This is a genomic window from Leisingera sp. ANG-M7 (assembly GCF_000813965.1).
Taxonomy (GTDB): Bacteria; Pseudomonadota; Alphaproteobacteria; order Rhodobacterales; family Rhodobacteraceae; genus Leisingera.
In genome coordinates this window covers 48,638-71,699 of the sequence record NZ_JWLI01000020.1, presented here as the reverse complement: position 1 = coordinate 71,699, position 23,062 = coordinate 48,638, and the positions used below count along the sequence as shown (strand labels likewise).

The window sequence follows — 23,062 nt, the reverse complement described above, 5'->3', positions numbered from 1 at the left end:
GCGCCCGCAGCGGCTCCGGCCGCCGCCCCCGCCGCCAAGCCTGCGCCGTCAGCGCATGGCGAGGACGACTGGGCAGTCGAAGCCAGCCCGGTGCCTGCAGCAGCGGCCAGCAGCGGCAATGCCGCACGCGACCTCTGGCAGGACTTCTGAGAACTCACCGGAGGCGCCGCACAAAAAAACGCGGCGCCTTCAGCAGCAGGAATTCCACCGCGCCGGTTAGGTCTGCAAAAAGGCAGCTGCGTCCCTAGGCGCCGCCAAGGGACAGCATCGATCCGACAGCTTGTACCCCTCCCCTTTTGCAGATGAGGACCGCCAGACTGAAGTCTTACGGAAAAACTCCTTTGCGCGGCTTTGCAAACGCTGCGATCTGCCGAAAGTTTTCAGCAAATTTGAAGCGGACCGGTTGCGGCAAAGCTCTATAAAAACTTCAGAAATCATCCCCGCCACGCGTCGAAAAAACGTAAAATCCTTCTGTCTCTACGCGCCACTTAGTTTTCTTTAATCAACGACCCTCAGATAATACCCAAATACGTTATCGAATACGATATACTCAACCTAAAGGCGTGAACACCACATGATCCTTTGCTCCAAGGACCATGTCAATTCAAAGGGGTATAGAATGAGTGACGAAGGTTTTTCAGAGGTGACAGCACCACCTTTCATGCAGCCTGTGATTCTCAACATCCTATCAGTTGATGATGACGAGATTGACAGGCTGCGCTTGAAGAAACTGTGCCGCAAGGCCGGAATGGAGGCCGAGTTCTTTGAAGCTGCGAACCTTGACGAAATGCGGCGGCAACTGGACCAGGAACAATATGACCTCGTGTTTCTGGACCATAACCTGGGAATGGACACCGGCCTTGATGCCCTGAAGCTGCTGCTTACCCACGAAGATCAGGTGCAGGCTGTACCGATCATGCTGACGAGCGTCACCAGCTATCAGACCGCTGTGGAAGCCATGCGGCGCGGTTGTGCGGACTACATAGTCAAAGAAGAACTGTCGGTGGACGCTCTAATCAAGTCAATTGCGTCTGCCATCGAACGGCGGGCGCTTTATGGCCAGTTGTCCAGTGCGCGGGCGTCAGAAAAGGAACTGAGGCGCATATTCCAACGCTTCATAGTCGGTTGTGGTCCCGACCTCCGGCTGCTGCTCAGCCGAACACTTGCAGGCGTCAGGGTTGTGAAGTCTCAAGCCCGTCAGGACGACAGTGTTTCACCCTCCGTTCTTGCAGATGTGACAATGCTTGAGCGCAGCTGCAAAGATCTGGTGGCATTCATGGATGACCTGGATAGCGTCATTGACGATACCCGTGAAGTGACCGCGCGTGTGTCGCCTAATCTACTGCAATAGCAGACTACTATAAGGCGAAGACTGATCCGGGGAACCCTAGTTTGATTTCAGGCTCACTCTTCGACAATCCTAGACCAAAGGAGTGACGGCGGGTTGCAATCTTCCTCTACACCAAACCGCATGGCCTTGAACATTTTCCTTGTGGAAGATGATGATGCAGATACGAAGGCTCTGCACCGGGTCTTCAAAAAGTCGAGAATTGCCAATCCAGTCATACGGTTCGCGGACGGTGCTGAAGCTTTGACCTTTCCGCGCGGAGAACTGAACCAAGCGCCTCCCCCTCATTTCATGATTCTGAGTGATATCAAAATGCCACCTCTGAATGGAAATGAGCCGCGGCGGGAAATCCGTGCCGACCCGTTGCTCCAAAACAACCTGTTCCTCGTGCTGACGATCTCGGGTGACGAGCGCGACATTTCCGAAGCTTATAAAAAAAACCTCGCTGACTTCATTCTGAAGACTAAGGCTGGCGACTTGTTTGCTGATCCTATGGTTACGCTCGACAACTTTAGGCGCGTTGTCGAACTACCGGAATCTCACATTAGAGAGGTAGCTGATGGCAGTTCTCAAAATCCTGCTCATTGACGATGACGCCGGAGACCGGAAGCTGTTACGCCGGCTTCTGACGAAAACGCATCCCGGGGCCAGAATTACCGAGGCTGAAAGCGGCGAAGCTGCACTGGAACACGCCGGAAAACAAACCGATGTGATTTTCCTGGACTATCTGCTTCCAGATGGAACCGGGCTGGACCTTATCGCACGGCTGAATGCAGCCTGGCCGCGAGCGGTGCTGTTTATGACCACAGGTCACGGTGACGAGGAGATCGCCAAAAGCGTAATTCTGGCCGGAGCCAGCGACTATATTCCCAAATCAGCTCTCAGCGCGGTAGCGCTCAATCGGATGATCGCAAACGGGCTGAAGGTCGCAGATATGCGTTGGCGGATCCAAGAGCAGCAAAGCGAGTTAAGGTTGTTTTCAGACGTTCTGATACACGACATGCGAGCACCTTTGCGGGCCATCAAGTTTCTGAGCGAACAGATCCAGGAGGAATATGAGAGCGGTGACCTTGATGAAGTTGCCAGACAGTTCGACCTGATGAAAAAATCGGTAAACAAAACGTCCGAACTGATTGAACGGCTGGCCAGCCATATCAACCCCCACAGCGAAGGGCGGGCGGAGCGCGTTACTGTTGAGAGCCTGTTTGACAGCCTGCGGGCGGTCTTGGCACAAGACCTTGCCGTATCGGGTGCCCGGCTTAGCTGGCAGCCCGGAGGGTTGAGCGTGCTGTGCTTTCCACCTGATATCGTGCAGCTGCTGCAAAACCTGGTCAGCAATGCCATAAAGTACAGCGGCGGTGAGACGCCTGAAATTTCCGTAATTGCAGAACCAGCCGAACCCGGACTGATGATCTCAGTTTCTGACAATGGAATTGGCGTGCCACCGGAATATCAGGAAAAGATCTTTGAACCTTTTAAACGGTTGCGGCGCGGCAGTGAACAGCCTGGCACAGGCCTCGGTCTGGCGACCTGCGCCAAAATCGCCAAGCGGCACAAAGGCCTGATTTGGTGCGACCCTCAGGTTGTTTCCGGCACGACAATCCGATTTACCGTCTGCCTGGACGCAATGGACGCGCGGGGAATCGCTTGACCGTAGCCGCGCATCTGCGCCTTGTCGCAACGTTCCCTTCGCTTTGCAATTCGCCAAGGGCACTTGGACCCGACTTCCATATCTGCGTTCTCAGATCGCGAGAGCACACCGTCCTGCCTGCTATCTTTACCGGCGTCTCTCTCGTCAAACACTGGTTTCGAAAAAAGCTGCGCCACACCGAACGTCTTAGAAACTCATCCCTCCAGAGACACCCAGAGAACTCTGGCGTCTTCCTCGCTAACCGAGACGCAGCCATGGCCCATGCCGCTGTCATAATAAACGGAATCTCCGCCCCCCATCCGCAACGGCCGGTAATGCTCAGTATAAAGGATCAGTTCTCCGCTCAAAACGAACATGAACTCCTCCCCCTGGTGGCGCACCCAATTGTCGAACTCGGTCACATCACGCGCCTTGATGGTGCTGATGTAAGGCACCATGCGCTTGCTGGTCAGTTCGCTGCATAACAGCTCGTGATCATAGGTCGAGGTTTCTTTGTGTTCCCCTTCGCCGGTGCGGGTAAAGTCGCGGCGCCCCGTGACGCCGCTTTGGCTGGACTGCACAAACAGCTGCGGTGTTTCCAGTTCCAGTGTCTGCATCAGACGGCGGATAATCTCAAAACTTGGACGGGTCTGGTTGTTCTCGATCTTGGACAAAGTGGACCTGCCGATGGCGGCGGCCTTGGCGGCTTCCTCCAGTGTCAGGCCCTTTTCCTTGCGGGCTTCGCGAATCATTTTTCCAAGAATTTCGCCATCCGGTGCCTCTACGGCTTCCGGGCCCAGCCCTGTTTCTTCTGAGGGAATTGGTTCCATTTCTGCGAATTCTCCTGATCCGCAAACACCTTAGCTTTGATGTATCTGCGGGTCAAAATTTCCGTAGCAACACTTTTTGTTTGCAAAAGGAAAAAAGTTTCCTATAGGGAACACAGCGTCGCATACGGCGGGACACTTGCCGGTCCTGGACCGCTTTTCGGAGGAGAGACGAAATGAGCGCTTATGATCTGATCGTGGTCGGAGCTGGACCGGGCGGTTATGTCGCAGCGATCCGCGCAGCACAGCTGGGCCTGAAGGTCGCCTGCGTCGAAGGCCGTGGCTCACTGGGCGGCACCTGCCTCAACGTCGGCTGCATTCCATCCAAGGCGCTGCTGACCTCCTCCGGAAAATATGCCGAGCTGTCCCACCTGGCCGCGCATGGCATCGCCGTCGAGGGCGCCAGCCTGGACCTGGGCGCGCTGATGGCCCGCAAGGACAAGATCGTCGGCGACCTGACCAAAGGCATCGCGTTCCTGTTCAAGAAGAACGGCGTCGACCACATCGAAGGCTGGGCCAGTATTCCGGCGCAAGGCCAAGTCAAAGTGGGTGAAGACACCTACACTGCAAAGAACATACTGATTGCCACCGGTTCGGAACCCACCCCCCTCCCAGGCGTGGAGATCGACGAGGTGGACGTGCTGAGCAGCACCGGAGCGCTGGCACTGGAATCGGCGCCAGAGCATCTGGTGGTAATCGGCGCCGGCGTGATCGGGCTTGAACTCGGTCAGGTCTGGTCACGTCTCGGATCCAAGGTGACGGTGGTGGAATACCTCGACCGCATCCTGCCCGGCATCGATGGCGAGATCGCCAAGCTGTCCCAGCGCGCACTGAGCAAGCGCGGTCTGAAATTCCAATTGGGCCGCGCGCTGAAGTCCGTTGAAAGGGGCGAAAACGGCCTGACCTTAACCTTGGACCGCGTGGGCAAAGACAAAGAAGAACAAATCGGGGCTGACAAGGTGCTGATCGCCATCGGCCGCCGTCCGGTAACCCGCGGGCTGGGCCTCGAAGGCCTGGGTGTCTCGGTCAACGCGCGAGGCTTCATCGAAGTGGATGAAACCTTCCAGACCTCGGTGCCCGGCATCTATGCGATCGGCGATTGCGTGCCTGGCCCGATGCTGGCGCATAAGGCAGAGGAAGACGGCGTTGCCTGCGTCGAGATGCTGGCCGGCGAGCACGGCCATGTGGACTACAACACCGTGCCCGGCGTGGTTTACACCGACCCGGAAGTTGCCTCCGTCGGCCAGACCGAGGAAGCACTGAAGGAGGCTGGCACCGAGTACATTACCGGCAAATTTGCCTTTATGGCGAACTCCCGCGCCCGCTCGACCGGTGAAACTGACGGTGCGGTGAAGGTGCTGGCAACGCCAGCGGGTAAGATCCTTGGCGCCCATATCTGCGGCGCCCATGGCGGCGACCTGATTGCCGAGCTGGTTCTGGCGATGACCAAAGGCGCCACCGTGGAAGAGGTCGCGCGCACTTGCCACGCTCACCCGGCAATGGGTGAGGCTGCGAAAGAAGCCTGCCTCGACGCGCTTGGCCGCGCCATTCACGCCTGATCCGGAGCTCCGCCAGATGACGATCCAGCTGCGCCCCCGCCACCCGGAAAAGGCCCACAAGGCCGACAGCTCCATCCCGCGCAAACCCCAGTGGATCCGCAAGAAGAAGATCGAAAGCTCGGAGTATTATGAAACCCGCAAGCTGATGCGGGAGCATGATCTGGCGACCGTCTGCGAAGAGGCCGCCTGCCCGAACATCGGCGAGTGCTGGTCCAAGCGCCATGCCACCATGATGATTATGGGCGAGGTTTGCACCCGCGGCTGCTCTTTCTGCAACGTGACCACTGGCAAGCCGGACACGCTGGATGCGTTTGAGCCAGGCCGGGTTGCGGCAGCGGTCAAGAAACTGGGCTTGCGCCATGTGGTGATCACCTCCGTCGACCGCGACGACCTGGAAGACGGCGGCGCAGAGCACATCGCCCAAACCATCCGCGCCACCCGCCACCAGAACCCCGGCACCACCATCGAGGTGCTGACCCCGGACTTCCTGGGCAAGGGCGAAGCAGCGAAGGCGGTGTTCGAGGCGGCGCCGGATGTGTTCAACCACAACCTGGAAACCGTGCCGCGCCTGTACCCCCGCGTGCGCCCCGGTGCGCGCTATTACACCTCTCTGCGGCTTCTGGATGATGCCAAGCGCGCCAACCCGCAGCTGTTCACCAAGTCCGGCATCATGGTCGGCCTGGGTGAAACCCTGGAAGACGTGCGCCAGGTGATGGATGACCTGCGCGCGGCCCAAGTCGATTTCCTGACAGTGGGCCAGTACCTGCAGCCCACCCCCAAACACCATTCGATCGACCGTTTTTGGTCGCCGGAAGAGTTCGCGCAACTGGAACAGATCGCGCGCTCCAAGGGCTTTTTGCATGTGTCAGCGACACCGCTGACCCGCTCTTCGTTCCACGCGGATGAAGATTTTGCCGCCCTGAAAGAGGCCCGTCAGATGGCCTTGGCAAAGGGCAAATAACCTTAACGCAAGCGGGAGGAGACCCATGGAAGCGTTAAATTCAATCGTAGGAGCCGTAAACGGCGTGGTCTGGGGGCCGATGATGCTGGTCCTCATTCTGGGCGTCGGCTTCTTCCTTCAGGTCGGCCTGAAGTTCATGCCGATCCGCAAACTGGGCATGGGTTTCGGCCTGATGTTCAAGGGCCGTGAAGGCACCGGCGAAGGCCAGATCACCCCGTTCAACGCACTGATGACCGCGCTGTCCGCCACCATCGGCACCGGCAACATCGCAGGCGTCGCCACCGCCGTGTTCCTCGGCGGCCCCGGCGCGCTGTTCTGGATGTGGATGACCGCTCTGGTCGGCATGGCCACCAAGTATTCGGAAGCCGTCTGCGCCGTGAAATTCCGCGAGCGTGACGAAGAAGGCAACTATGTCGGCGGCCCGATGTATTACATCAAGAACGGCCTCGGCGCGAAATGGGCCTGGCTGGGCGTCGCCTTTGCCGTATTCGGCTCCATCGCAGCCTTCGGCATTGGCAACGGCGTGCAGGCCAACGGTGTGGCACAGGTGCTGGAAACCAACTTCGGCTTCAACACCTCTGTAACCGGCATCGTGCTGATGGTGCTGACCGGCGCTGTGATCCTGGGCGGGATTACCCGCATCGGTGCGGTGGCCGGTAAGCTGGTTCCGTTTATGGCAGTCAGCTACATCATTGCAGGCCTGATCGTGCTGGTCATCAATGCAGACGCCATCGGCTCCGCGTTCAGCCTAGTGTTCACCCATGCCTTCACCCCTTCGGCAGCCGAAGGCGGCTTTGCCGGCGCGGCAGTCTGGGCGGCGATCCGCTTTGGTGTGGCCCGCGGTGTGTTCTCGAACGAAGCAGGCCTGGGTTCTGCTCCGATCGCGCATGCTGCAGCTGAGACCAAAGGTCCGGTCAACCAAGGCCTTATCGCGATGCTGGGCACCTTCATCGACACCATCATCGTCTGCTCGATCACCGGTCTGGCGATCATCGCGTCCGGCGCCTGGACATCAGGTGAATCCGGTGCGGCGCTGACCTCGCTGGCATTTGAAACCTCCCTGCCGGGCATTGGCGGCTACCTGATTGCCGTCGCGCTGTCGATCTTTGCCTTCACCACCATCCTCGGTTGGTCCTATTATGGCGAGAAGTGCATGGAGTTCCTGTTTGGTGTGAAGGTCATGCTGCCCTACCGCATCCTGTGGATCGTCGCGATTTACTTCGGTGCAACCGCCGATCTGGGCTTCATCTGGCTGCTGGCCGACACGCTGAACGCGATGATGGCCATCCCGAACCTGATCGCCCTGGCGCTGCTGAGCCCGATCGTCTTCAAGGTGACGAAAGAGTTCTTTGCCAGCGGCGGCAAATCGGAAGAAGCCGGCCACGCTGCTGAGTAAGCTCTCCGGGAGGGCGCGCCCTGCGCCCTCCCTCACCCCGAAACCCTATTATTCAAAGGCTGCACAGGATGACCGACGCACCCAAACGCACCCCGCTTTATGACCTGCACGTCGAACTTGGCGGCAAGATGGTCGACTTCGCCGGCTGGGAAATGCCGGTCCAATACCCTATGGGCATCATGGGCGAGCACAAGCAGTGCCGCGAAAAGGCCGCGCTGTTCGATGTCTCTCACATGGGCCAGGTGATCCTGCGCGGTGAAAACGTGGGCGAGAAGCTGGAAACGCTCTGCCCGCAGGCCTATGCCGGTCTCAAAGAAGGCAAGGCGCGCTACGGCTTCTTCACCAACGAGGACGGCGGCATCATGGACGACCTGATCGTCTCCAACGGCGGCGACCACTACTTTGTCGTGGTGAACGCCGCCCTGCGCCACCAGGACATTCCGCACATGCGGGCCAACCTGAACGGTGTAGAAGTGACTGAGATCTTCGACCGCGCACTGGTTGCCGTTCAAGGCCCCAAAGCCGAGGACGTGGTGGGTGAGCTTTGCCCCGCCGCCCGTGAGCTGAAGTTCATGGAAACCACCCTTGCCGAGATCGGCGGTGTCGAATGCCGCATCTCACGCCTGGGCTACACCGGTGAGGACGGCTACGAGATCTCGATCCCGGAAGCCGACGCGATCCGCGTGTCGAAACTGTTCCTGGCCCATGACGACTGCGAGCCCGCAGGCCTGGGCGCCCGCGACAGCCTGCGCCTGGAGGCCGGTCTTTGCCTCTATGGCAACGACATCGACCAGTCGACCTCGCCGATTGAGGCGTCGCTGTCCTGGGCGATCCAGAAGCGCCGCAAGGAAGAAGGCGGCTTCCCCGGGGCTGCCCGCATCCAGAAGGAGCTGGCCGAAGGCACCGCCAAGAAGCTGGTCGGCATCAAGCCCGAAGGCCGTGCCCCTGCCCGCCAGGGCGTGGAAATCCAAAGCGAAAGCGGCGATACTTTAGGCGCCATCACCTCTGGCAGCTTCGGCCCCACCGTCGGTGGCCCGGTTGCCATGGGCTATGTTGCGGCGGACCACAGCGCCGCAGGCACCAAGGTGAACCTCATCATCCGCGGCAAGGCGCAGCCGGCTGAAATCGTTGCCCTGCCCTTCGTTACTCAGAACTACAAACGCTAAGACATCATCAGGAGAGTCAACATGGCCACCTATTACTCTGAAGAGCATGAATGGATCACCGTCGAAGGTGACGTGGCAACCCTGGGCATCACCCAGCATGCCGCCGACCAGCTGGGCGAAGTTGTCTTCGTCGAGCAGCGCGAAGCGGGTGAGGAGTTCGAAAAGGGCGGCGAGATCGGCGTCATCGAGTCTGTGAAGGCCGCTTCCGAAATTTATGCGCCGCTGGACGGCGAAGTGGTCGAAGTGAACGAAACCCTGGCCGACAATCCCGGTGCCCTGAACGAGAGCCCGGAAGGCGATGCCTGGATCTACAAGATCAAGCTGTCGGACGCATCCCAGCTGGATGATCTGATGGATCTGGACGGCTACAAAGCCCTGATCGGCTAAGCACCCCCACCCCGCCGGAACCGTCCGGCGGGGTCCATTGCCCCAGACAAGGACCTCTGTAATGGCCTTCAAACTTACCGATTACGAAGCCTATGACTTCGCCAACCGGCGCCATATCGGCCCGTCTCCGACCGAGATGCGGGATATGCTGCAGGTGATCGGCTTCAAAACCCTGGACGAGCTGATCGACGCTACCGTGCCGCCCGCCATCCGCCAGAAAGAGGCGCTGGACTGGGGCCCGGCAATGACCGAGCGCGACGCCCTTTTCCACATGAAGCAGGTGGCATCCAAGAACAAGGTGCTGACCTCGCTGATCGGCCAGGGCTACTATGGCACCACCACCCCGGCGCCGATCCTGCGCAACATCCTGGAAAACCCGGCCTGGTACACCGCCTACACCCCCTACCAGCCGGAAATCTCCCAGGGCCGTCTCGAAGCTCTGCTGAACTTCCAGACCATGGTCAGCGACCTGACCGGCCTGGACATCGCCAACGCCTCGCTGCTGGACGAAGCCACCGCTGCAGCCGAAGCCATGGCAATGGCGCACCGCGGTTCGCGCTCCAAGGCGAACAACGCCGCCTTCTTTGTCGACAAGAACTGCCACCCGCAGACCGTCGCTGTGATCCAGACCCGCGCCGAGCCCCTGGGCATCGACGTCGTGGTTGCCGATCCCGACGAGCTGGATCCCGGCGCGGTCTTTGGCGCGATCTTCCAGTACCCCGGCACCTACGGCCATGTGCGCGATTTCACATCGGAAATCGAAGCCATCCACGAGCACAAGGGCATCGCCGTTGTCGCCGCCGACATCCTAGCGCTGGCGCTGCTGAAGTCGCCCGGTGAAATGGGCGCGGACATCGCCATCGGCTCCACCCAGCGCTTTGGCGTTCCGATGGGCTATGGCGGCCCGCACGCAGCCTACATGGCAACCACCGACAAGCTGAAGCGCGCCATGCCCGGCCGCATCATCGGTGTGTCCGTCGACGCGCGTGGCAACAAAGCCTACCGGCTGGCGCTGCAGACCCGCGAACAGCACATCCGCCGCGAAAAAGCCAACTCCAACGTTTGTACCGCTCAGGCGCTGCTGGCTGTCATCGCGTCGATGTATGCGGTCTACCACGGCCCCGACGGCATCAAGGCCATCGCCCAGTCGGTGCACCGCAAAACTTCGCGCCTGGCCGCAGGGCTTGAGGAGCACGGATACAAGGTGCAGCCGGAAGTCTTCTTCGACACCATCACCGTCGAGGTCGGCCCGTTGCAGAAAACCGTCATGGAAGCGGCGGTTGCCCGCGGCGTGAACCTGCGCAAGATCGGCGACAGCCACATCGGCATCTCGCTGGACGAGCAGACCCGCCCGGAAACCATCGAGGCTGTCTGGGGTGCCTTTGGCATCGACAAGAAAGACGACAGCGTTGCCAACCGCGCCTACCGTCTGCCCGACTATGCGCTGCGTGAAAGCGAGTATCTGACCCACCCGATCTTCCACAAGAACCGGGCCGAGGCAGAGATCACCCGCTACATGCGCCGTCTGGCCGACCGCGACCTGGCGCTGGACCGTGCAATGATCCCGCTGGGGTCCTGCACCATGAAGCTGAACGCAACCATCGAGATGATCCCGGTCACCTGGCCGGAATTCGGCAACCTGCACCCCTTCTGCCCGGAAGACCAGGCGCAGGGCTACCACCAGATGATCGCCGATCTGAACGATAAGCTGTGCCAGATCACCGGCTATGACGCGATCTCCCAGCAGCCGAACTCCGGTGCGCAGGGCGAATACGCGGGCTTGCTGACAATCCGCAACTACCACGCGTCACGCGGCGAAGCGCACCGTAAAATCTGCCTGATCCCCACATCCGCGCACGGCACCAACCCAGCGTCGGCACAGATGGTGGGCTACAAGGTGGTTCCGGTGAAATCGGATGACAGCGGCAACATTGACGTCGCCGACTTCCGCGCCAAAGCCGAAGAGCATTCCGCGAACCTCGCGGCCTGTATGATCACCTACCCGTCGACCCACGGCGTGTTTGAGGAAACCGTGCAGGAAGTCTGCCAGATCACCCATGATCACGGCGGTCAGGTCTATATTGACGGCGCAAACATGAACGCCATGGTGGGCCTGGCCCAGCCGGGCAAGATTGGCGGCGACGTTTCGCACTTGAACCTGCACAAGACCTTCTGCATTCCGCATGGCGGCGGCGGCCCCGGCATGGGTCCGATCGGCGTCAAGGCGCATCTGGAAGAGCACCTCCCGGGCCACCCGGAATACGGTACTGCCGTGGGTCCGGTTTCGGCGGCTCCGTTCGGCTCGCCCTCGATCCTGCCGGTCAGCTGGGCCTACTGTCTGCTGATGGGCGGCGCTGGCCTGACCCAGGCGACTAAGGTTGCGATCCTGAACGCGAACTACATCGCAGCCCGTCTCAAGGATGCCTACAAGATCCTCTACACCTCGGAAACGGGCCGCGTGGCGCATGAGTGCATCCTGGACACCCGCCCTCTGGATGAGGAAGGCCACGTCACCGTGGACGATATCGCCAAGCGCCTGGTCGACTCCGGCTTCCACGCCCCGACCATGTCCTGGCCGGTAGCCGGCACGCTGATGGTGGAGCCGACCGAGTCCGAACCCAAGGACGAGCTGGACCGCTTTTGTGATGCTATGCTGTCGATCCGCAAGGAAGCGCAGGACATCATCGACGGTAAGATCGATCCCCAGAACAACCCGCTCAAGCACGCGCCGCACACGGTACGCGACCTGGTCGGCGAGTGGGACCGTCCTTACAGCCGCGAGCAGGCCTGCTTCCCGCCGGGCAACCTCGGCGTCGACAAGTACTGGCCAGCAGTTAACCGGGTCGACAACGCCTATGGCGACCGTCACCTGATCTGCACTTGCCCGCCAATGTCGGACTACGAAGAAGAGTAAGCCCGGGTTTTCCAGGCTTACTGCCCCGCCGGCTTGTCCGGCGGGGCACTCAGCAGCCCGGACAAGCCGGCTGCATCCCGCATGACCCGCTCAGAGGAGAGAATGATGTCCCGTCTCGAACCGCTGACCGTGCCAGCGCCCCGGCAATTCGCTGACAGCGCGGCCCTGGCCCGTTTTCACGATGTCGAAATCATTCTGCCGCAGCCGGATTCTCCCGCCGCAGCCCAGATGATCTGCGAAGTCTTCCGCGCCGCCAATGATCTGTTTCCCGACAGCGGCTACCGTACCGCCGTGCGCAATCTGGCGTCACAAATGCGCAGCGTGCCGGAAGGCTGGAAGCCGCAGACCGTCATATTCCTCGGCGGGATCTCCAGCCGCTGGCCACTGAATTCCGGCGAAAGAGCCAGCCTGCAGCGGATCTGCCGCCAGGCACAGCGCTGCCTGTTTGCCGGCAGCGCCATTTTCCTCCTGCCGGAAACCGGCCTGAACACCGCAGTCGAGACCGCGGTCCATGCAAACTTTGCTGCCGCGGCGGAGGAGGAGCAGATGATCTGCGCCCCCGCTGGCACCCTGACCACGACCTCAGGCCGTATCAGCACCGCTGTCAGCAGCTTTGCCGCGCTGCGCCTGCTGGTCGCCTTCCTGCGCGCCGACCGCGGTGCCTTCATCGCGGATGCGGTCTGCGATTACCTGGGCCTCGCCTTCGGCCCGGCCTCGGAACAATCCAAGGTCTCCTTGCAGCTGCGCCAGACCGCCGGCGGAGATGCGCTGGTGGTCAAGATCCTTGATCTGATGCAGCAGAACCTGGAAGAACCGCTGCTGATCCGCGACATAGCCCAGCAGGCCGGGGTTTCTCCGCGCAAGCTGGAGCGACGGTTCCAACAGAAGGCACAGACCAGCCCGCTGACGGCCTACCGCAAGCTGCGCATCGAGAAGGCCCGCCAGCTGCTGCTGCACACCACCCTACCGCTGGCAGAGATTGTCGCCGCCACCGGCTTCGGCTCCCGCAGCAGCCTGACCGAATGGTTCAAGCGCGAGTATAAGACCAGCCCACAAGCGTTCCGCAAACAATATTATGCCGACCGGCATACGGCTGGTTCCCTGGCTTGAACCTCGCTAGCTGCAACAATGACAAAGGCGGCCCGCAAGGGCCGCCTTTCTAGTTTCTAAGCGGTGCGTTTCAGTTGCCGGAGCCGCTGTCCCCGCCGTCACCTGACAGAGCGTCTGGCTCAAACACATTACCAAACCCTGAGCTGTTGCCCTGCGGCTCCTGCTCTGCTTCCGAATCCGCCTCGCCCTCACCCGACAGGCTGCCCGGCGCAAACACCCCGCCGAAGCCGGAGTTGTTGCCGGAGCCGGTGGACGGCGCGGTTTCGGCCGGTGCGGCCTCACCCTGTTCCTCCAGTTGCTGCTGGCGGCGCAGTTCGCGCTGGCGGCGCAGTTCCTGGATGCGTTCTTCCGTCTCAAGGCGCTTCTGCTCCTGCACGTTGGCAATACACTGCTGCGGGCTGTAGACCGTCGCAGTGCCGACCACTGCCATTGTTGCACAGGCCACAACTACCAGCGCCACCGCAGCAACATTGGAGCTGAGGAAGCCTGGCAGCCGCAGCTTGCCGCTTTCCAGCTCTTCCACGGTTGCCTTCTTGCGCGCTTCGGCCACCAGCTGCTTGCGGCGGATGCTGGCCTCGTTGAAGAGAGCCGCAAACACCGTAAGCACCACGATGATAAAGGCCAGGGCCGAGATCGCGGGCGTGATACCGTAACGCACCTTCTGCGCCAGCTCGATGGTCAGCGTCGGGTATTCACCGAAGGTGAAGGTGGTGGTGTTGTAGTTCTCGAAGCTCGCCAGAAACGCCAGTACGGCTGCCGAAGCAATGGCCGGCCGCATGAACGGCAACAGCACCTTGCGGAAGGCCTGGGCATGGGTGGCCCCCAGATCCAGTGCTGCCTCTGTCAGCGCGATGTCATAGCGCTGCAGACGCGCCACCAGCACCAGCATGCAGTAGCTGGCGATAAAGGTGGACTGGCCGATAATGGTCAGGAACAAGCCGTTCGACAGAAAGCTGTCGGCGCCAAGCCCCAGCATCCGGTTGATACGGTCCCAGAACACCAGTGTCGAGATGCCAAGCACCACACCCGGGATAAGGATCGGCGCAATGATGACGGTGTAGTAGGTCGCCCGCAGCTTGGGCCAGATCTGGGTGAGCATCAGCGCACCCGCCAGACCCATCGCAACAGACAGCACAACCGTTCCTGCCCCCACAAGGATCGAGTTCCAGATGCCGTTCAAAATCCGCTCGTCCTGAAACAAGGCCGAGAACCATTCAAACGTCAGGCACTCCCAGGGGGTCATCCGCGGGAACGAAGGCGAGTTGAAGGCGGTTGCCGACATGATCACCAAAGGGCCCAGCAGATAGGCAAAGAAGATCGCCAGATAAACCCAAAGGCTCAGGCGCATAAAGGTGAAATTCTTCATTTGCCGATATCCCCCATGTTCACCTTGAACAGGCGCATGACGGCCAGAACAAGCAGGATACAGGTGACCAGCAGAACCACCGCATAGGCTGCGCCCTGCGGCCAGTCTGAGTTGTCATTGAACTGCTGGTAGATCAGCTGTGTGAACCACAGGGAGGACGGCCCGCCCAGGATTTGCGGCGCAGCCAGGGCACCCGCCGACAGCATGAACACCATGGTGCAACCCGAAGAAATCCCCGGCTTGGCATAGGGAATGACCACTCGGCGGTGGATCATCGGCCAGCTGGCGCCCATGTCGCGCGCGGCCTCGATCTGGTTGCGGTCGAGGCTCTCGATCACGTTGTAGATCGGGAAGATCATCAGCAGGATGTAGGCGTAGCCCAGGCCTGCATAGAGCGCGATATCATTGCGGATGAAGTCGAAGGGCGTGTCGAAAATACCCAATCCTACCAGCATGTTGTTCAGCACCCCGGTCTCACCGAAGATGATCCGCAGCGCAAAGGCCCGCAGAATCTCGTTGATCCAGTAGGGGATGATCAGCATCAGCGCAAAAATGCGGATGTGATTGCCCTTGGACTGGGCCAGGTAATAGGCGATCGGGTAGCACAGGATCAGGTTGAAGATAGTGACGCAGACCGCCGCCACCAGGGTGCGGAAGAACACCTTGAGGTCCACCGCGTTGTAATCCTGGCTGCCGCCCTCGGGGCCGTAGATCAGGTATTTGTAGTTCTCCAGCGTATAGACGTCCTTGGGGCCGCCAATCTCTGGCGGCGGCAGGTTTGGACGGAACGAGAAGTCGAGCATCGACAGCTGCGGCAGGATGATGAGGCCGATGGTCCAAAACAGGACCAGGCCCAGCATCAGGCTGCCCATGCCGGTGCCGTTGCGTTTGAAGAACTCCCTCAGGAAGCTTGGCATGGCTTGGGCCTCCTTATTCAGCGGCCAGCTCACCAGCCGGAACACAGACGGCGTTCTTCGTCTCGTATTCCAGGGTGATGTTCTGGCCAGTGTGATCGTCAAACGACTGGCCGAGGTTGGGGATGGAGACCTTCAGCTCCTTGCCGCCATCGCCTTCCATGAAGATGTTGAAAACATTTCCTTCGAATTCCTCGTGGTTGACCTTGGCCGTCACGAAATGGTCGCCGGTCGCGCCCTGCGGCGCCAACGCAAAGGCTTCTGGGCGGATGAACATCATGGCGGCGTCGCCTTCCTTCATCTTGCCCTGGTTAGCGGAGGAAATCCGCGCCACCAGATCGCCTGAACGGTTGGTGGAAATCAATGCCTCATTGCCCATGATGCGCTTGACCTTGCCGCGGAAGACGTTGTTTTCGCCGACGAATGACGCGGCAAAAGCGGTCGACGGGTCATTATAGATGGTCTTGCCATCGGCGATTTGGTCAATCACGCCCGCCTTCATCACCGCGATGTTGTCGGACATGGTCAGCGCCTCGCCCTGGTCGTGGGTGATATAGATGAAGGTGATGCCGACCCGTTGCTGGATCTCGCGCAGTTCTGTGCGCATGTGCTGGCGCAATTTCAGGTCCAGCGCCGACAGCGGCTCGTCCAGCAGCAGCACATCCGGCTCTGCGCAAAGCGCACGCGCGATTGCCACCCGCTGGCGCTGCCCGCCTGACAGTTCCGACGGCAGCTTGTCGCCCTGCCCTGGCAGCGCAATCATGTCCAAGAGTTCATCCGCGCGCTTGCGGCGCTCCTTGGCAGAGGCGCCCTTGATCTCCATTGAGAAGGTGATGTTTTCCCAGATTTTCATCAGCGGGAACAGCGCCAGGTTCTGGAAGATCAGCGCGGTCGGGCGCTTGTTCGGCCCGATCCCCTTCATGTCGTTGCCGCCGATCAGCACACGCCCGTCGCTTGGCTCCAGAAAGCCCGAAACCGCGCGCAGGATCGTTGTCTTGCCGCAGCCCGAAGGCCCCAGAAAGGAAAAGAAGTCCCCTCCATTGATGTTCACATTGGCATCGCGCACGGCGACAAAGTCACCGAAACGGATCCAGAGATTCTCGAGATCAACGCCGACCCCAGCACTCATTTGGCTTCTCCCCAGGGTGCAGGCCCCCAATCCGGTGGCACGCCACCGGCCCCGCTAGGCCTGCTTCCTGTTTCTATTCTTTTGTGATTGCGCCGCGCGGCACGTGGCTGACCCCCGGAGGAGCTCCGGGGGTCAAGTGTTTCAGGCGCAGATGTTACGCGCTCTTGAACTTGTTGACGAACTCAGTGCGCACATCGGCGTACCAAGGCGCCTCTGCCGGCCAGGGGTTCAGGTTGGCCAGCGAGTTGCCCGGATAAGCCTCGGCAAAGTTCTTCTTGTACACATCACCGGAGAAACCGTCTGCACCCAGCACCGGCGAGTTGTAGCCGTGGCTGTCGATCGCCTTGCCCGCAGGCTCCTGCTCATAAGCGTAGGAGATGAAGGCATAGACCTGCTCTTCGTTCTGCGCCCCCACTGGCATCGAGATGCCGTCGACCCAAGCCATCGCGCCTTCGACCGGTGCCTGGTAGTGTACTGGCTCGCCAGCAGATTTCAGCGCCAGCGGCGGGCCGTCCCAAGTCTGGCCAACCACAACACCTTCGTTCAGCAGGCCGTTTTTCTGGGTATCCGCATCGTTCCAGATCAGCTTGATGCGGTTCTTGCGCGCCACGCACCAGTCGGTGACCTGCCCCCAAACCTTCCGCATAGTTTCTTCGTCGTCATAGGCCGCCCAGATCGATCCGGGCTCCATCTCGCCCGAGGCTTCCATATAGAGACCCGCACCCAGCATCATCGAATGTGCCCGGCCCATGGTTTTGCCTGCGTTTTCTTCCGACCAGACGTCGCCGTAGGAAGGCGCATCGCCTTCGGGCAGCCAAAGGTCCGTACGGTAAGCAATACCCTCGGTGCCCCAAATATGCGGCAGCCAGTGCACGCCGCCGCCGCCAAAGTTCCAGGCGTCGGTGCCGATCTTGGCCATCGCCGGGTTCACAGCGTCAATGTTGACCTTGCTCATGTCAAACGGCTTCAGCAGTTCCAGCGGTCCCCACTGCAGCGAGCGGTTGTTGGTCGGCGAAACAATGTCGAAGCCCTGGCCCTTGGTTGCCTTCATCTTGTTGATGATTTCTTCGTTCGACCCGATGCCGGTGTAATTCACCTTGATGCCGGTCTTGGCTTCAAAGCCCGAAATAAACTCCGGCGGAAGGTAGTCCGACCACATCAGGATGTTGATCTCGCCGGAAGATGCCAGTGCGCTTTTTGAATAAAGCGGTGCCGCAAGGGCTGCAGCGCCAGCGCTCTTTAAAACGCTTCGCCGCGTCAGCTTACCAGTGTTTGTCATTTATCCAATTCTCCCTTTGGACTGCTAATTGTTGTTCTTGTTGTTTCAACGGTGAAACCTTGCGAAGGCTTGCCCGCCGCCAACAGTGACAGTTTTCAAAAACGATAAGACCAGATAACCCATCAACTTGCGCAACATGGTGCCAGTTTCAGCACAGCTTGAGAACATCCACGACATAAGCGCGATGAGAAACTATCTCTGTAGTAGCACTCTGCGCGCCGCGGGCCGGGCCGTCAACGCTCCTGCGTCTTCAGCCAGCAGAAAGCTTTATTGCGCGGGCAGGTAAAAACATCGTGACACGGCGGGGGCATAGCACCCGGCCCCGCGCCATCGGCTCACCAAAGAGCGGCTGTTTCCTGACTGTTCCATCCGCCGCACATTCCTGCAGTAACTTCTAAAACCGCTCAATTCCGTTTTCGATTTTTTGCTAAGTGCGCCGAGCTATCTTGCCGCAGCAGCCCAGCCGCGGCCTAACTTAGAAATAACAGCCCGGAGGTCTATTCAATGAAGTCGCGCACTAAGGTTGTGGTTATCGGCGGCGGCATTGCCGGCTGCTCAACCCTCTACCACCTCACCCAGGAAGGCTGGAGCGACGTTGTTCTGATTGAACGCAATGAACTTACCAGCGGCACCACCTGGCACTCGGCGGCGCAGGTCACAAATTTCGGCACAAACCAGACCATGGTGGGACTGAAAAGCCATTCTATCGCGCTCTACAAGAAACTGGCAGAAAACCCGGAATACCCAATCAACTACCACCACGGTGACGGAGGCATCCGTCTGGCAAACACACCAGAGCAGATGCAGGGCTACCGCCACTTCACCTCCATGGCGCGCGGCATGGATGTGCATTTCGAGATAATCGATGCCTCCGAATGCGCCCGCCGCCATCCGCTGATTTCAACAGATAACCTGACCGGCGGATTGTGGGATCCGCTGGATGGCGACATCGACCCGGCGCAGCTGTGCCAAGCGCTGGCCTTTCACGCGCGCAAGGCCGGAGCCGAGGTTTACCGCAACACGCCGGTCACCGCCCTCACCCAGCACAAGGACGACACCTGGACCGTTCACACGGAACACGGCGATATCGACTGTGATATCGTGGTGAACGCCTGCGGCTACCGGGCTAATGAGGTGGGTGCGATGATGGGTGTCCACCACCCCGTCGCCTCGATGGAACACCAGTATTTCCTGACAGAGGACATTCCCGGTATCGTCGAGGCAGGTCACAGAATGCCACTGATCCGCTGCCCGATTTCAGACTATTACTGCCGCCAAGAAAAGAACGGATTGCTGATCGGCTTCTACGAGCAGGACTGTAAGACCTGGGGCATGGACGGGATCGACCCGAACTTTGTAAATGCCCTCTGCCCTGACGATCTGGAGCGTGTCATGGATGTGTTGGAGGGCGCCTTTGCCCGCATGCCTGCCCTGCGTGAGACCGGCATCCGCTCGATTGTGAATGGCCCCATAACCTACACTATCGACGGCGCACCTCTGATCGGCCCGATCCCGGGCAAGCGCAACGCCTTCTGCGCCATCGGCCTGCGTGCGGGCCTTGGAGAAGGCGGTGGCCACGGCTGGCTCTTGGCGCAGATGATCGTGCATGGCGAGTCCTGCTATGACACCTGGTGCCTCGACCCGCGCCGTTTCACCGGCCACGCCAACGTTGAGCTGACTGCTCTCAAAGCCATTGAGGATTACCAGAACGAATTCCGCTTCCACTTTCCGCTTGAGCACCGTCCGGCAGGCCGTCCAGCGAAGACCACACCGCTTACCCCCATCATGGCCGCCGAGGGTGCCGAATTCACCGTGGTGAACGGCTGGGAGCGGGTTGAGTACATCAAGCCTTCGCCGGACTTCCATCCCTCGCTCAGCTTCAACTTCGACGAAGCCTTCGATGTGGTCGCCGCAGAGGTGAAGAACGTGCAGGAAAACGTCGGCCTCGCCGAGGTCAACGGCTTCAACCGCTTCGAGATTACCGGCACCGACCGCCACAGCTTCCTCGACCGCATGTTCTGCGGCGCCGTCACCAGACGCGCGGGCCGTGTCGGGCTGGGATACCTCTTGAACCACCAAGGCATGATCAAGGGTGAGGCCACCGTCGCCAACCTCCCCGCCTCGGACCGTGGGCCCAAACGGGTCTGGTACGGCTCTGCCGCGGCCAGCGAATTCCACGACATGGATTGGCTTGCCCAGCATATCCAGCCTGGAGAAGACGTCCAGCTCCGCTCCCTGACCAATGACCAGACCATCCTGGTCCTTGCCGGCCCCCGGGCGCGGGACGTTCTCTCCGCCTGCGCCCGGGGAAACTGGTCCCGTGACGCCTTTCCCTGGCTGTCAGTACGCGAATGCTTCATCGGTTTTGCTCCAGCCACGGTGATGGGCGTCAGCTTCTCCGGCGAACTGGCCTATGAAATTCATATCCCCAATGAGTCGCTCTACGCCGCCTACCTGGCACTGCGGAAAGCTGGCAAAGAACACGGCCTCAAGCTTTTTGGCGCCCGCGCGGTCGAATCTATGCGGATGGAGAAAGGCTTTCTGCACTGGAAGGCCGATCTGATCACCGAATTCGACCCGTTCGAAACCGGTCTGGACCGGTTCGTAAAGCTGGAGAAGGGTGATTTTACCGGCAGGGAGGCTCTGCTGAAACGCCAATCCGAAGGCGCGCGCAAGAAGATGGTCACCCTGAATGTGGACACCACCCATGCCCCGGCCCATGGCGGCGCCTCGCTGATGCAGGGGAACAAGGTTGTGGGCACCGTCACCTCCGGCGGCTGGGGGCACCGGGTGGGTATGAACCTTGCCTATGCGTTTATGGACCCGGAACTGGCCGAAATCGGCAGCACCATGCAGCTAGACCTTTGCGGAGATCTGGTCCCGGCCAAGGTGATCGCCCCGTCGCCTTACGATCCGGGTTTTGACCGCATCCGCGGCTGATCCTTTCCTGAACAGCAAAACGCCCGGGGAACTCCCCGGGCGTTTTGTTTTCGTGGCTGCTCTCAGATCAGCTGCGGCCTTTCCAGGGCACCAGCCAATTCTCTGCCTTGCGCATCAGAATATCGATGCCGTAGCCGATGATGCCAATCAGCACGATGCCCATGATCACGATGTCAGTCAGCTGGAACTTAGAGGCCGCGATGATCATCATGCCGGCGCCCTTTTGCGCCGCAACCAGTTCTGCGGCCACAACCGTGCCCCAGCAAACCCCCATCGCCACCCTCGCGCCGGTGAAAATCTCGGGAAGAGAGTTCGGGACGATCACATGACGCATGATCTGCCATTTCGAGGCGCCCAATGAATAGGCTGCATGGATCTTTGAGATATTCACGCCTGACACTCCGGCCCGTGCCGCAATGGTCATGATCCACAGCGCCGCAAGGAACAGCAGAACGATCTTGCCGGTTTCCCAAATGCCGAACCAGATGATTACTAGAGGAATCAGTGCCAGCGGAGGCACCGGCCTCATGAATTCGACAATCGGATCGAACCAGCCGCGGAACCAGCCGGACAGGCCCATGGCATATCCCAGCGGGATGCCCACAATGGCGCCAGTCACAAAGCCTGCCACAACCCGCAGAAGCGACCATCCCAAGTGCTGCCAAAGCGAAAAATTCTGATAGCCCTCGGATGCGATCTCAAAGAACCGCGCCACCACCGTTTCCGGGGCTGGCAACCAGATAGGATTCATTTGCATACCGCCGTGCGGAGTAAAGCTTATCGCGCCCTTGCCAGTCAGCGTGACGGTTCCATCACCGGTATCCACTGCACTGTCAGCCGCAATCGGCTCGCCGTTAATGGCGACGATTTTTGCACCGTCCCTGCGCTTGGCCTCATCGTTCTTGTCAAACAACAACGTAGTAGACCGCCCTGCCTGTGCCGCCAGCGCGTCATTTACTGCAAAGCCACCGCCTCCCTCGACTTCGAACTTCTCGACGTCCTCGCCAAATCCAAAGACCCGCACGGTGACGTCCGCATCGTCCGTGGCGCCATCGGCGTTTTCCAGCGTGTAGGTGAAGGTGGTCTCGCCGGTGAATGGCCCTGGGACGTGGATCGGGAACAATTTGGAGCCAGTAAATGCCGCCCAAATCACAAAGATCACCAGAACTGAGATAATCGACGCCGCCCGGTCCGGAGTAACCGCGCTTTCGTCGCCGAAGGTCACGGTCTTAAGACTGGTAAAATCCTGCCGCGATTGCATCCCTTTGCGGACAACCTGCACTAGGAAAAAGGCGCCGGCAAACAGCGCGATGTAGAACAGAAGTACACTCATGCCACCTGCTCCGTACGGCCCATGATTTCTTCTTCCATCTCCCAGATCATCGAGAGGATCTCATCCCGGGTCTCGGCAAACCCTTCGGATTTCTTGACGTCGCGCAGGTCGGCATTCACGCCGCGCTCAGCAAAGGGCAGGTTGTATTCACGATGGATGCGGCCGGGCCGCGGCGCCATCACGATCAGCCGCTCGCCCAGCAGCAGCGCCTCCTCCACAGAGTGGGTGATCAGGATGATGGTCTTTCCGGTCTCCTTCCACAGCTTCAGCACCAGACCCTGCATCTTCTCCCGCGTCAGCGCGTCCAAGGCGCCAAGCGGTTCATCCATCAGGATCACATCCGGCTCATTGGCTAGGCAGCGTGCCAGTGCCACACGCTGCTGCATGCCGCCCGACAGCTCGTAAACCGCCTTTTCCTTGAAATCCTGCAGGCCGACGATTTCCAGAAGGTGGTCGGAGATCTTCTCCCGCTCCGCCTTGCCCATCCCCTTCATCCGGGGGCCAAATTCCACGTTGTCGCGCACGTTCATCCATTCGAACAGTGCGCCTTTCTGAAACACCATGCCGCGTTCAGCGTCAGGGCCGGTCACCACATGGCCATTCAGCTCCACTTCGCCTTCGGTAGGGGCCAAAAAGCCAGCCAGAATGTTCAGCAGCGTGGTCTTGCCACAGCCCGACGGCCCGAGTACCGACAGCAACTCCCCCGCCTGCAAGTTCAATGAAACGTCTTTCAGCGCCTGAACAGAACTGCCATTGGGCAGGTCAAAACGCATGGAGACACTTTTGATGTCCAGTCCCGACAT

The 23,062-nt window shown here is 60.1% G+C and carries 18 protein-coding genes; 11 read left to right on the top strand and 7 right to left on the bottom strand.

The window, feature by feature from the left end; translation table 11 throughout:
- The first annotated feature begins 619 nt into the window (after window positions 1-619).
- The 3 genes from RA26_RS19460 to RA26_RS19450 all read left to right on the top strand — a co-directional run bounded on the left by RA26_RS19460 (window position 620) and on the right by RA26_RS19450 (window position 2,999).
- On the top strand, window positions 620-1,351 hold the full coding sequence (locus tag RA26_RS19460) for a response regulator (protein ID WP_052272499.1): 732 nt from the start codon (window positions 620-622) through the stop codon (window positions 1,349-1,351).
- A gap of 120 nt (window positions 1,352-1,471) precedes the next feature.
- Complete coding sequence (locus RA26_RS19455; protein ID WP_039186626.1) at window positions 1,472-1,936, top strand: response regulator; 465 nt, start codon at window positions 1,472-1,474, stop codon at window positions 1,934-1,936.
- Window positions 1,908-2,999, top strand: coding sequence for a sensor histidine kinase (locus RA26_RS19450; protein WP_039186623.1), 1,092 nt, complete (start codon window positions 1,908-1,910; stop codon window positions 2,997-2,999). Before RA26_RS19455 ends, RA26_RS19450 begins: the two co-directional genes overlap by 29 nt.
- A gap of 194 nt (window positions 3,000-3,193) precedes the next feature.
- Here RA26_RS19450 and RA26_RS19445 read toward each other — a convergent pair whose 3' ends face one another.
- Window positions 3,194-3,808: a helix-turn-helix domain-containing protein gene (locus tag RA26_RS19445; RefSeq protein WP_039186621.1), complete on the bottom strand. Its 615-nt coding sequence runs from the start codon at window positions 3,806-3,808 to the stop codon at window positions 3,194-3,196.
- Window positions 3,809-3,981: 173 nt separating this feature from the next.
- Between RA26_RS19445 and lpdA the strand changes: the two genes are divergently transcribed.
- From lpdA to RA26_RS19410, 7 genes are all read left to right on the top strand, one after another.
- Window positions 3,982-5,364: a dihydrolipoyl dehydrogenase gene (gene lpdA / locus RA26_RS19440; RefSeq protein ID WP_039186619.1), complete on the top strand. Its 1,383-nt coding sequence runs from the start codon at window positions 3,982-3,984 to the stop codon at window positions 5,362-5,364.
- Between the two features lie 16 nt (window positions 5,365-5,380).
- On the top strand, window positions 5,381-6,325 hold the full coding sequence (gene lipA, locus RA26_RS19435) for a lipoyl synthase (RefSeq protein WP_039186643.1): 945 nt from the start codon (window positions 5,381-5,383) through the stop codon (window positions 6,323-6,325).
- Between the two features lie 25 nt (window positions 6,326-6,350).
- Entirely contained in the window at window positions 6,351-7,721 is a 1,371-nt protein-coding gene (locus tag RA26_RS19430) for an alanine/glycine:cation symporter family protein (protein ID WP_039186617.1), read from the top strand.
- Window positions 7,722-7,789: 68 nt separating this feature from the next.
- Window positions 7,790-8,887: a glycine cleavage system aminomethyltransferase GcvT gene (gcvT, locus tag RA26_RS19425; RefSeq protein ID WP_039186615.1), complete on the top strand. Its 1,098-nt coding sequence runs from the start codon at window positions 7,790-7,792 to the stop codon at window positions 8,885-8,887.
- Window positions 8,888-8,908: 21 nt separating this feature from the next.
- Window positions 8,909-9,274, top strand: a complete 366-nt coding sequence (gene gcvH / locus RA26_RS19420) for a glycine cleavage system protein GcvH (protein WP_039186613.1) — start codon at window positions 8,909-8,911, stop codon at window positions 9,272-9,274.
- Between the two features lie 61 nt (window positions 9,275-9,335).
- On the top strand, window positions 9,336-12,188 hold the full coding sequence (gene gcvP, locus RA26_RS19415; protein WP_039186611.1) for an aminomethyl-transferring glycine dehydrogenase: 2,853 nt from the start codon (window positions 9,336-9,338) through the stop codon (window positions 12,186-12,188).
- A gap of 105 nt (window positions 12,189-12,293) precedes the next feature.
- On the top strand, window positions 12,294-13,298 hold the full coding sequence (locus RA26_RS19410; protein WP_082015886.1) for a helix-turn-helix domain-containing protein: 1,005 nt from the start codon (window positions 12,294-12,296) through the stop codon (window positions 13,296-13,298).
- A 70-nt stretch (window positions 13,299-13,368) separates the two neighbouring features.
- On the opposite strand, the gene RA26_RS19405 is transcribed toward RA26_RS19410, so the two are convergent.
- The 4 genes from RA26_RS19405 to RA26_RS19390 form a co-directional block, all read right to left on the bottom strand.
- Window positions 13,369-14,664: an ABC transporter permease gene (locus RA26_RS19405; protein ID WP_039186607.1), complete on the bottom strand. Its 1,296-nt coding sequence runs from the start codon at window positions 14,662-14,664 to the stop codon at window positions 13,369-13,371.
- On the bottom strand, window positions 14,661-15,581 hold the full coding sequence (locus tag RA26_RS19400) for an ABC transporter permease (protein ID WP_039186642.1): 921 nt from the start codon (window positions 15,579-15,581) through the stop codon (window positions 14,661-14,663). Before RA26_RS19400 ends, RA26_RS19405 begins: the two co-directional genes overlap by 4 nt.
- A gap of 13 nt (window positions 15,582-15,594) precedes the next feature.
- Window positions 15,595-16,707 carry an ABC transporter ATP-binding protein gene (locus tag RA26_RS19395; protein ID WP_039186606.1) on the bottom strand — a complete coding sequence of 371 codons (1,113 nt, stop codon included), beginning with the start codon at window positions 16,705-16,707 and terminating at the stop codon, window positions 15,595-15,597.
- 154 nt (window positions 16,708-16,861) lie between these two features.
- Complete coding sequence (locus RA26_RS19390) at window positions 16,862-17,986, bottom strand: extracellular solute-binding protein (RefSeq protein ID WP_039186604.1); 1,125 nt, start codon at window positions 17,984-17,986, stop codon at window positions 16,862-16,864.
- A gap of 504 nt (window positions 17,987-18,490) precedes the next feature.
- On the opposite strand from RA26_RS19390, the gene RA26_RS19385 reads away from it, so the two are divergent.
- Window positions 18,491-20,926: a GcvT family protein gene (locus RA26_RS19385; protein WP_039186602.1), complete on the top strand. Its 2,436-nt coding sequence runs from the start codon at window positions 18,491-18,493 to the stop codon at window positions 20,924-20,926.
- A gap of 67 nt (window positions 20,927-20,993) precedes the next feature.
- Here the strand turns inward: RA26_RS19385 and RA26_RS19380 are convergent, their stop codons facing one another.
- Both RA26_RS19380 and RA26_RS19375 read right to left on the bottom strand, forming a co-directional pair.
- The gene (locus RA26_RS19380; RefSeq protein WP_039186599.1) at window positions 20,994-22,259 is read right to left on the bottom strand and encodes an ABC transporter permease subunit; all 1,266 of its coding nucleotides are present in this window, start codon (window positions 22,257-22,259) and stop codon (window positions 20,994-20,996) included.
- Window positions 22,256-23,062 carry a taurine ABC transporter ATP-binding protein gene (locus RA26_RS19375; RefSeq protein ID WP_039186597.1) on the bottom strand — a complete coding sequence of 269 codons (807 nt, stop codon included), beginning with the start codon at window positions 23,060-23,062 and terminating at the stop codon, window positions 22,256-22,258. The genes RA26_RS19380 and RA26_RS19375 overlap by 4 nt, the downstream gene beginning before the upstream one ends.

Excerpts from the sequence above, each read along its gene's own strand:
- RA26_RS19430 (WP_039186617.1), top strand. The coding sequence starts at position 6,351 with ATGGAAGCGTTAAATTCAATCGTAGGAGCCGTAAACGGCGTGGTCTGG.
- RA26_RS19455 (WP_039186626.1), top strand. The coding sequence starts at position 1,472 with ATGGCCTTGAACATTTTCCTTGTGGAAGATGATGATGCAGATACGAAG.
- RA26_RS19395 (WP_039186606.1), bottom strand. The coding sequence starts at position 16,707 with ATGAGTGCTGGGGTCGGCGTTGATCTCGAGAATCTCTGGATCCGTTTC.
- lpdA (WP_039186619.1), top strand. The coding sequence starts at position 3,982 with ATGAGCGCTTATGATCTGATCGTGGTCGGAGCTGGACCGGGCGGTTAT.
- RA26_RS19400 (WP_039186642.1), bottom strand. The coding sequence starts at position 15,581 with ATGCCAAGCTTCCTGAGGGAGTTCTTCAAACGCAACGGCACCGGCATG.
- RA26_RS19460 (WP_052272499.1), top strand. The coding sequence starts at position 620 with ATGAGTGACGAAGGTTTTTCAGAGGTGACAGCACCACCTTTCATGCAG.
- RA26_RS19450 (WP_039186623.1), top strand. The coding sequence starts at position 1,908 with ATGGCAGTTCTCAAAATCCTGCTCATTGACGATGACGCCGGAGACCGG.
- RA26_RS19445 (WP_039186621.1), bottom strand. The coding sequence starts at position 3,808 with ATGGAACCAATTCCCTCAGAAGAAACAGGGCTGGGCCCGGAAGCCGTA.
- RA26_RS19390 (WP_039186604.1), bottom strand. The coding sequence starts at position 17,986 with ATGACAAACACTGGTAAGCTGACGCGGCGAAGCGTTTTAAAGAGCGCT.
- lipA (WP_039186643.1), top strand. The coding sequence starts at position 5,381 with ATGACGATCCAGCTGCGCCCCCGCCACCCGGAAAAGGCCCACAAGGCC.
- RA26_RS19375 (WP_039186597.1), bottom strand. The coding sequence starts at position 23,062 with ATGTCGGGACTGGACATCAAAAGTGTCTCCATGCGTTTTGACCTGCCC.
- RA26_RS19405 (WP_039186607.1), bottom strand. The coding sequence starts at position 14,664 with ATGAAGAATTTCACCTTTATGCGCCTGAGCCTTTGGGTTTATCTGGCG.
- RA26_RS19380 (WP_039186599.1), bottom strand. The coding sequence starts at position 22,259 with ATGAGTGTACTTCTGTTCTACATCGCGCTGTTTGCCGGCGCCTTTTTC.
- RA26_RS19385 (WP_039186602.1), top strand. The coding sequence starts at position 18,491 with ATGAAGTCGCGCACTAAGGTTGTGGTTATCGGCGGCGGCATTGCCGGC.
- RA26_RS19410 (WP_082015886.1), top strand. The coding sequence starts at position 12,294 with ATGTCCCGTCTCGAACCGCTGACCGTGCCAGCGCCCCGGCAATTCGCT.
- gcvT (WP_039186615.1), top strand. The coding sequence starts at position 7,790 with ATGACCGACGCACCCAAACGCACCCCGCTTTATGACCTGCACGTCGAA.
- gcvH (WP_039186613.1), top strand. The coding sequence starts at position 8,909 with ATGGCCACCTATTACTCTGAAGAGCATGAATGGATCACCGTCGAAGGT.
- gcvP (WP_039186611.1), top strand. The coding sequence starts at position 9,336 with ATGGCCTTCAAACTTACCGATTACGAAGCCTATGACTTCGCCAACCGG.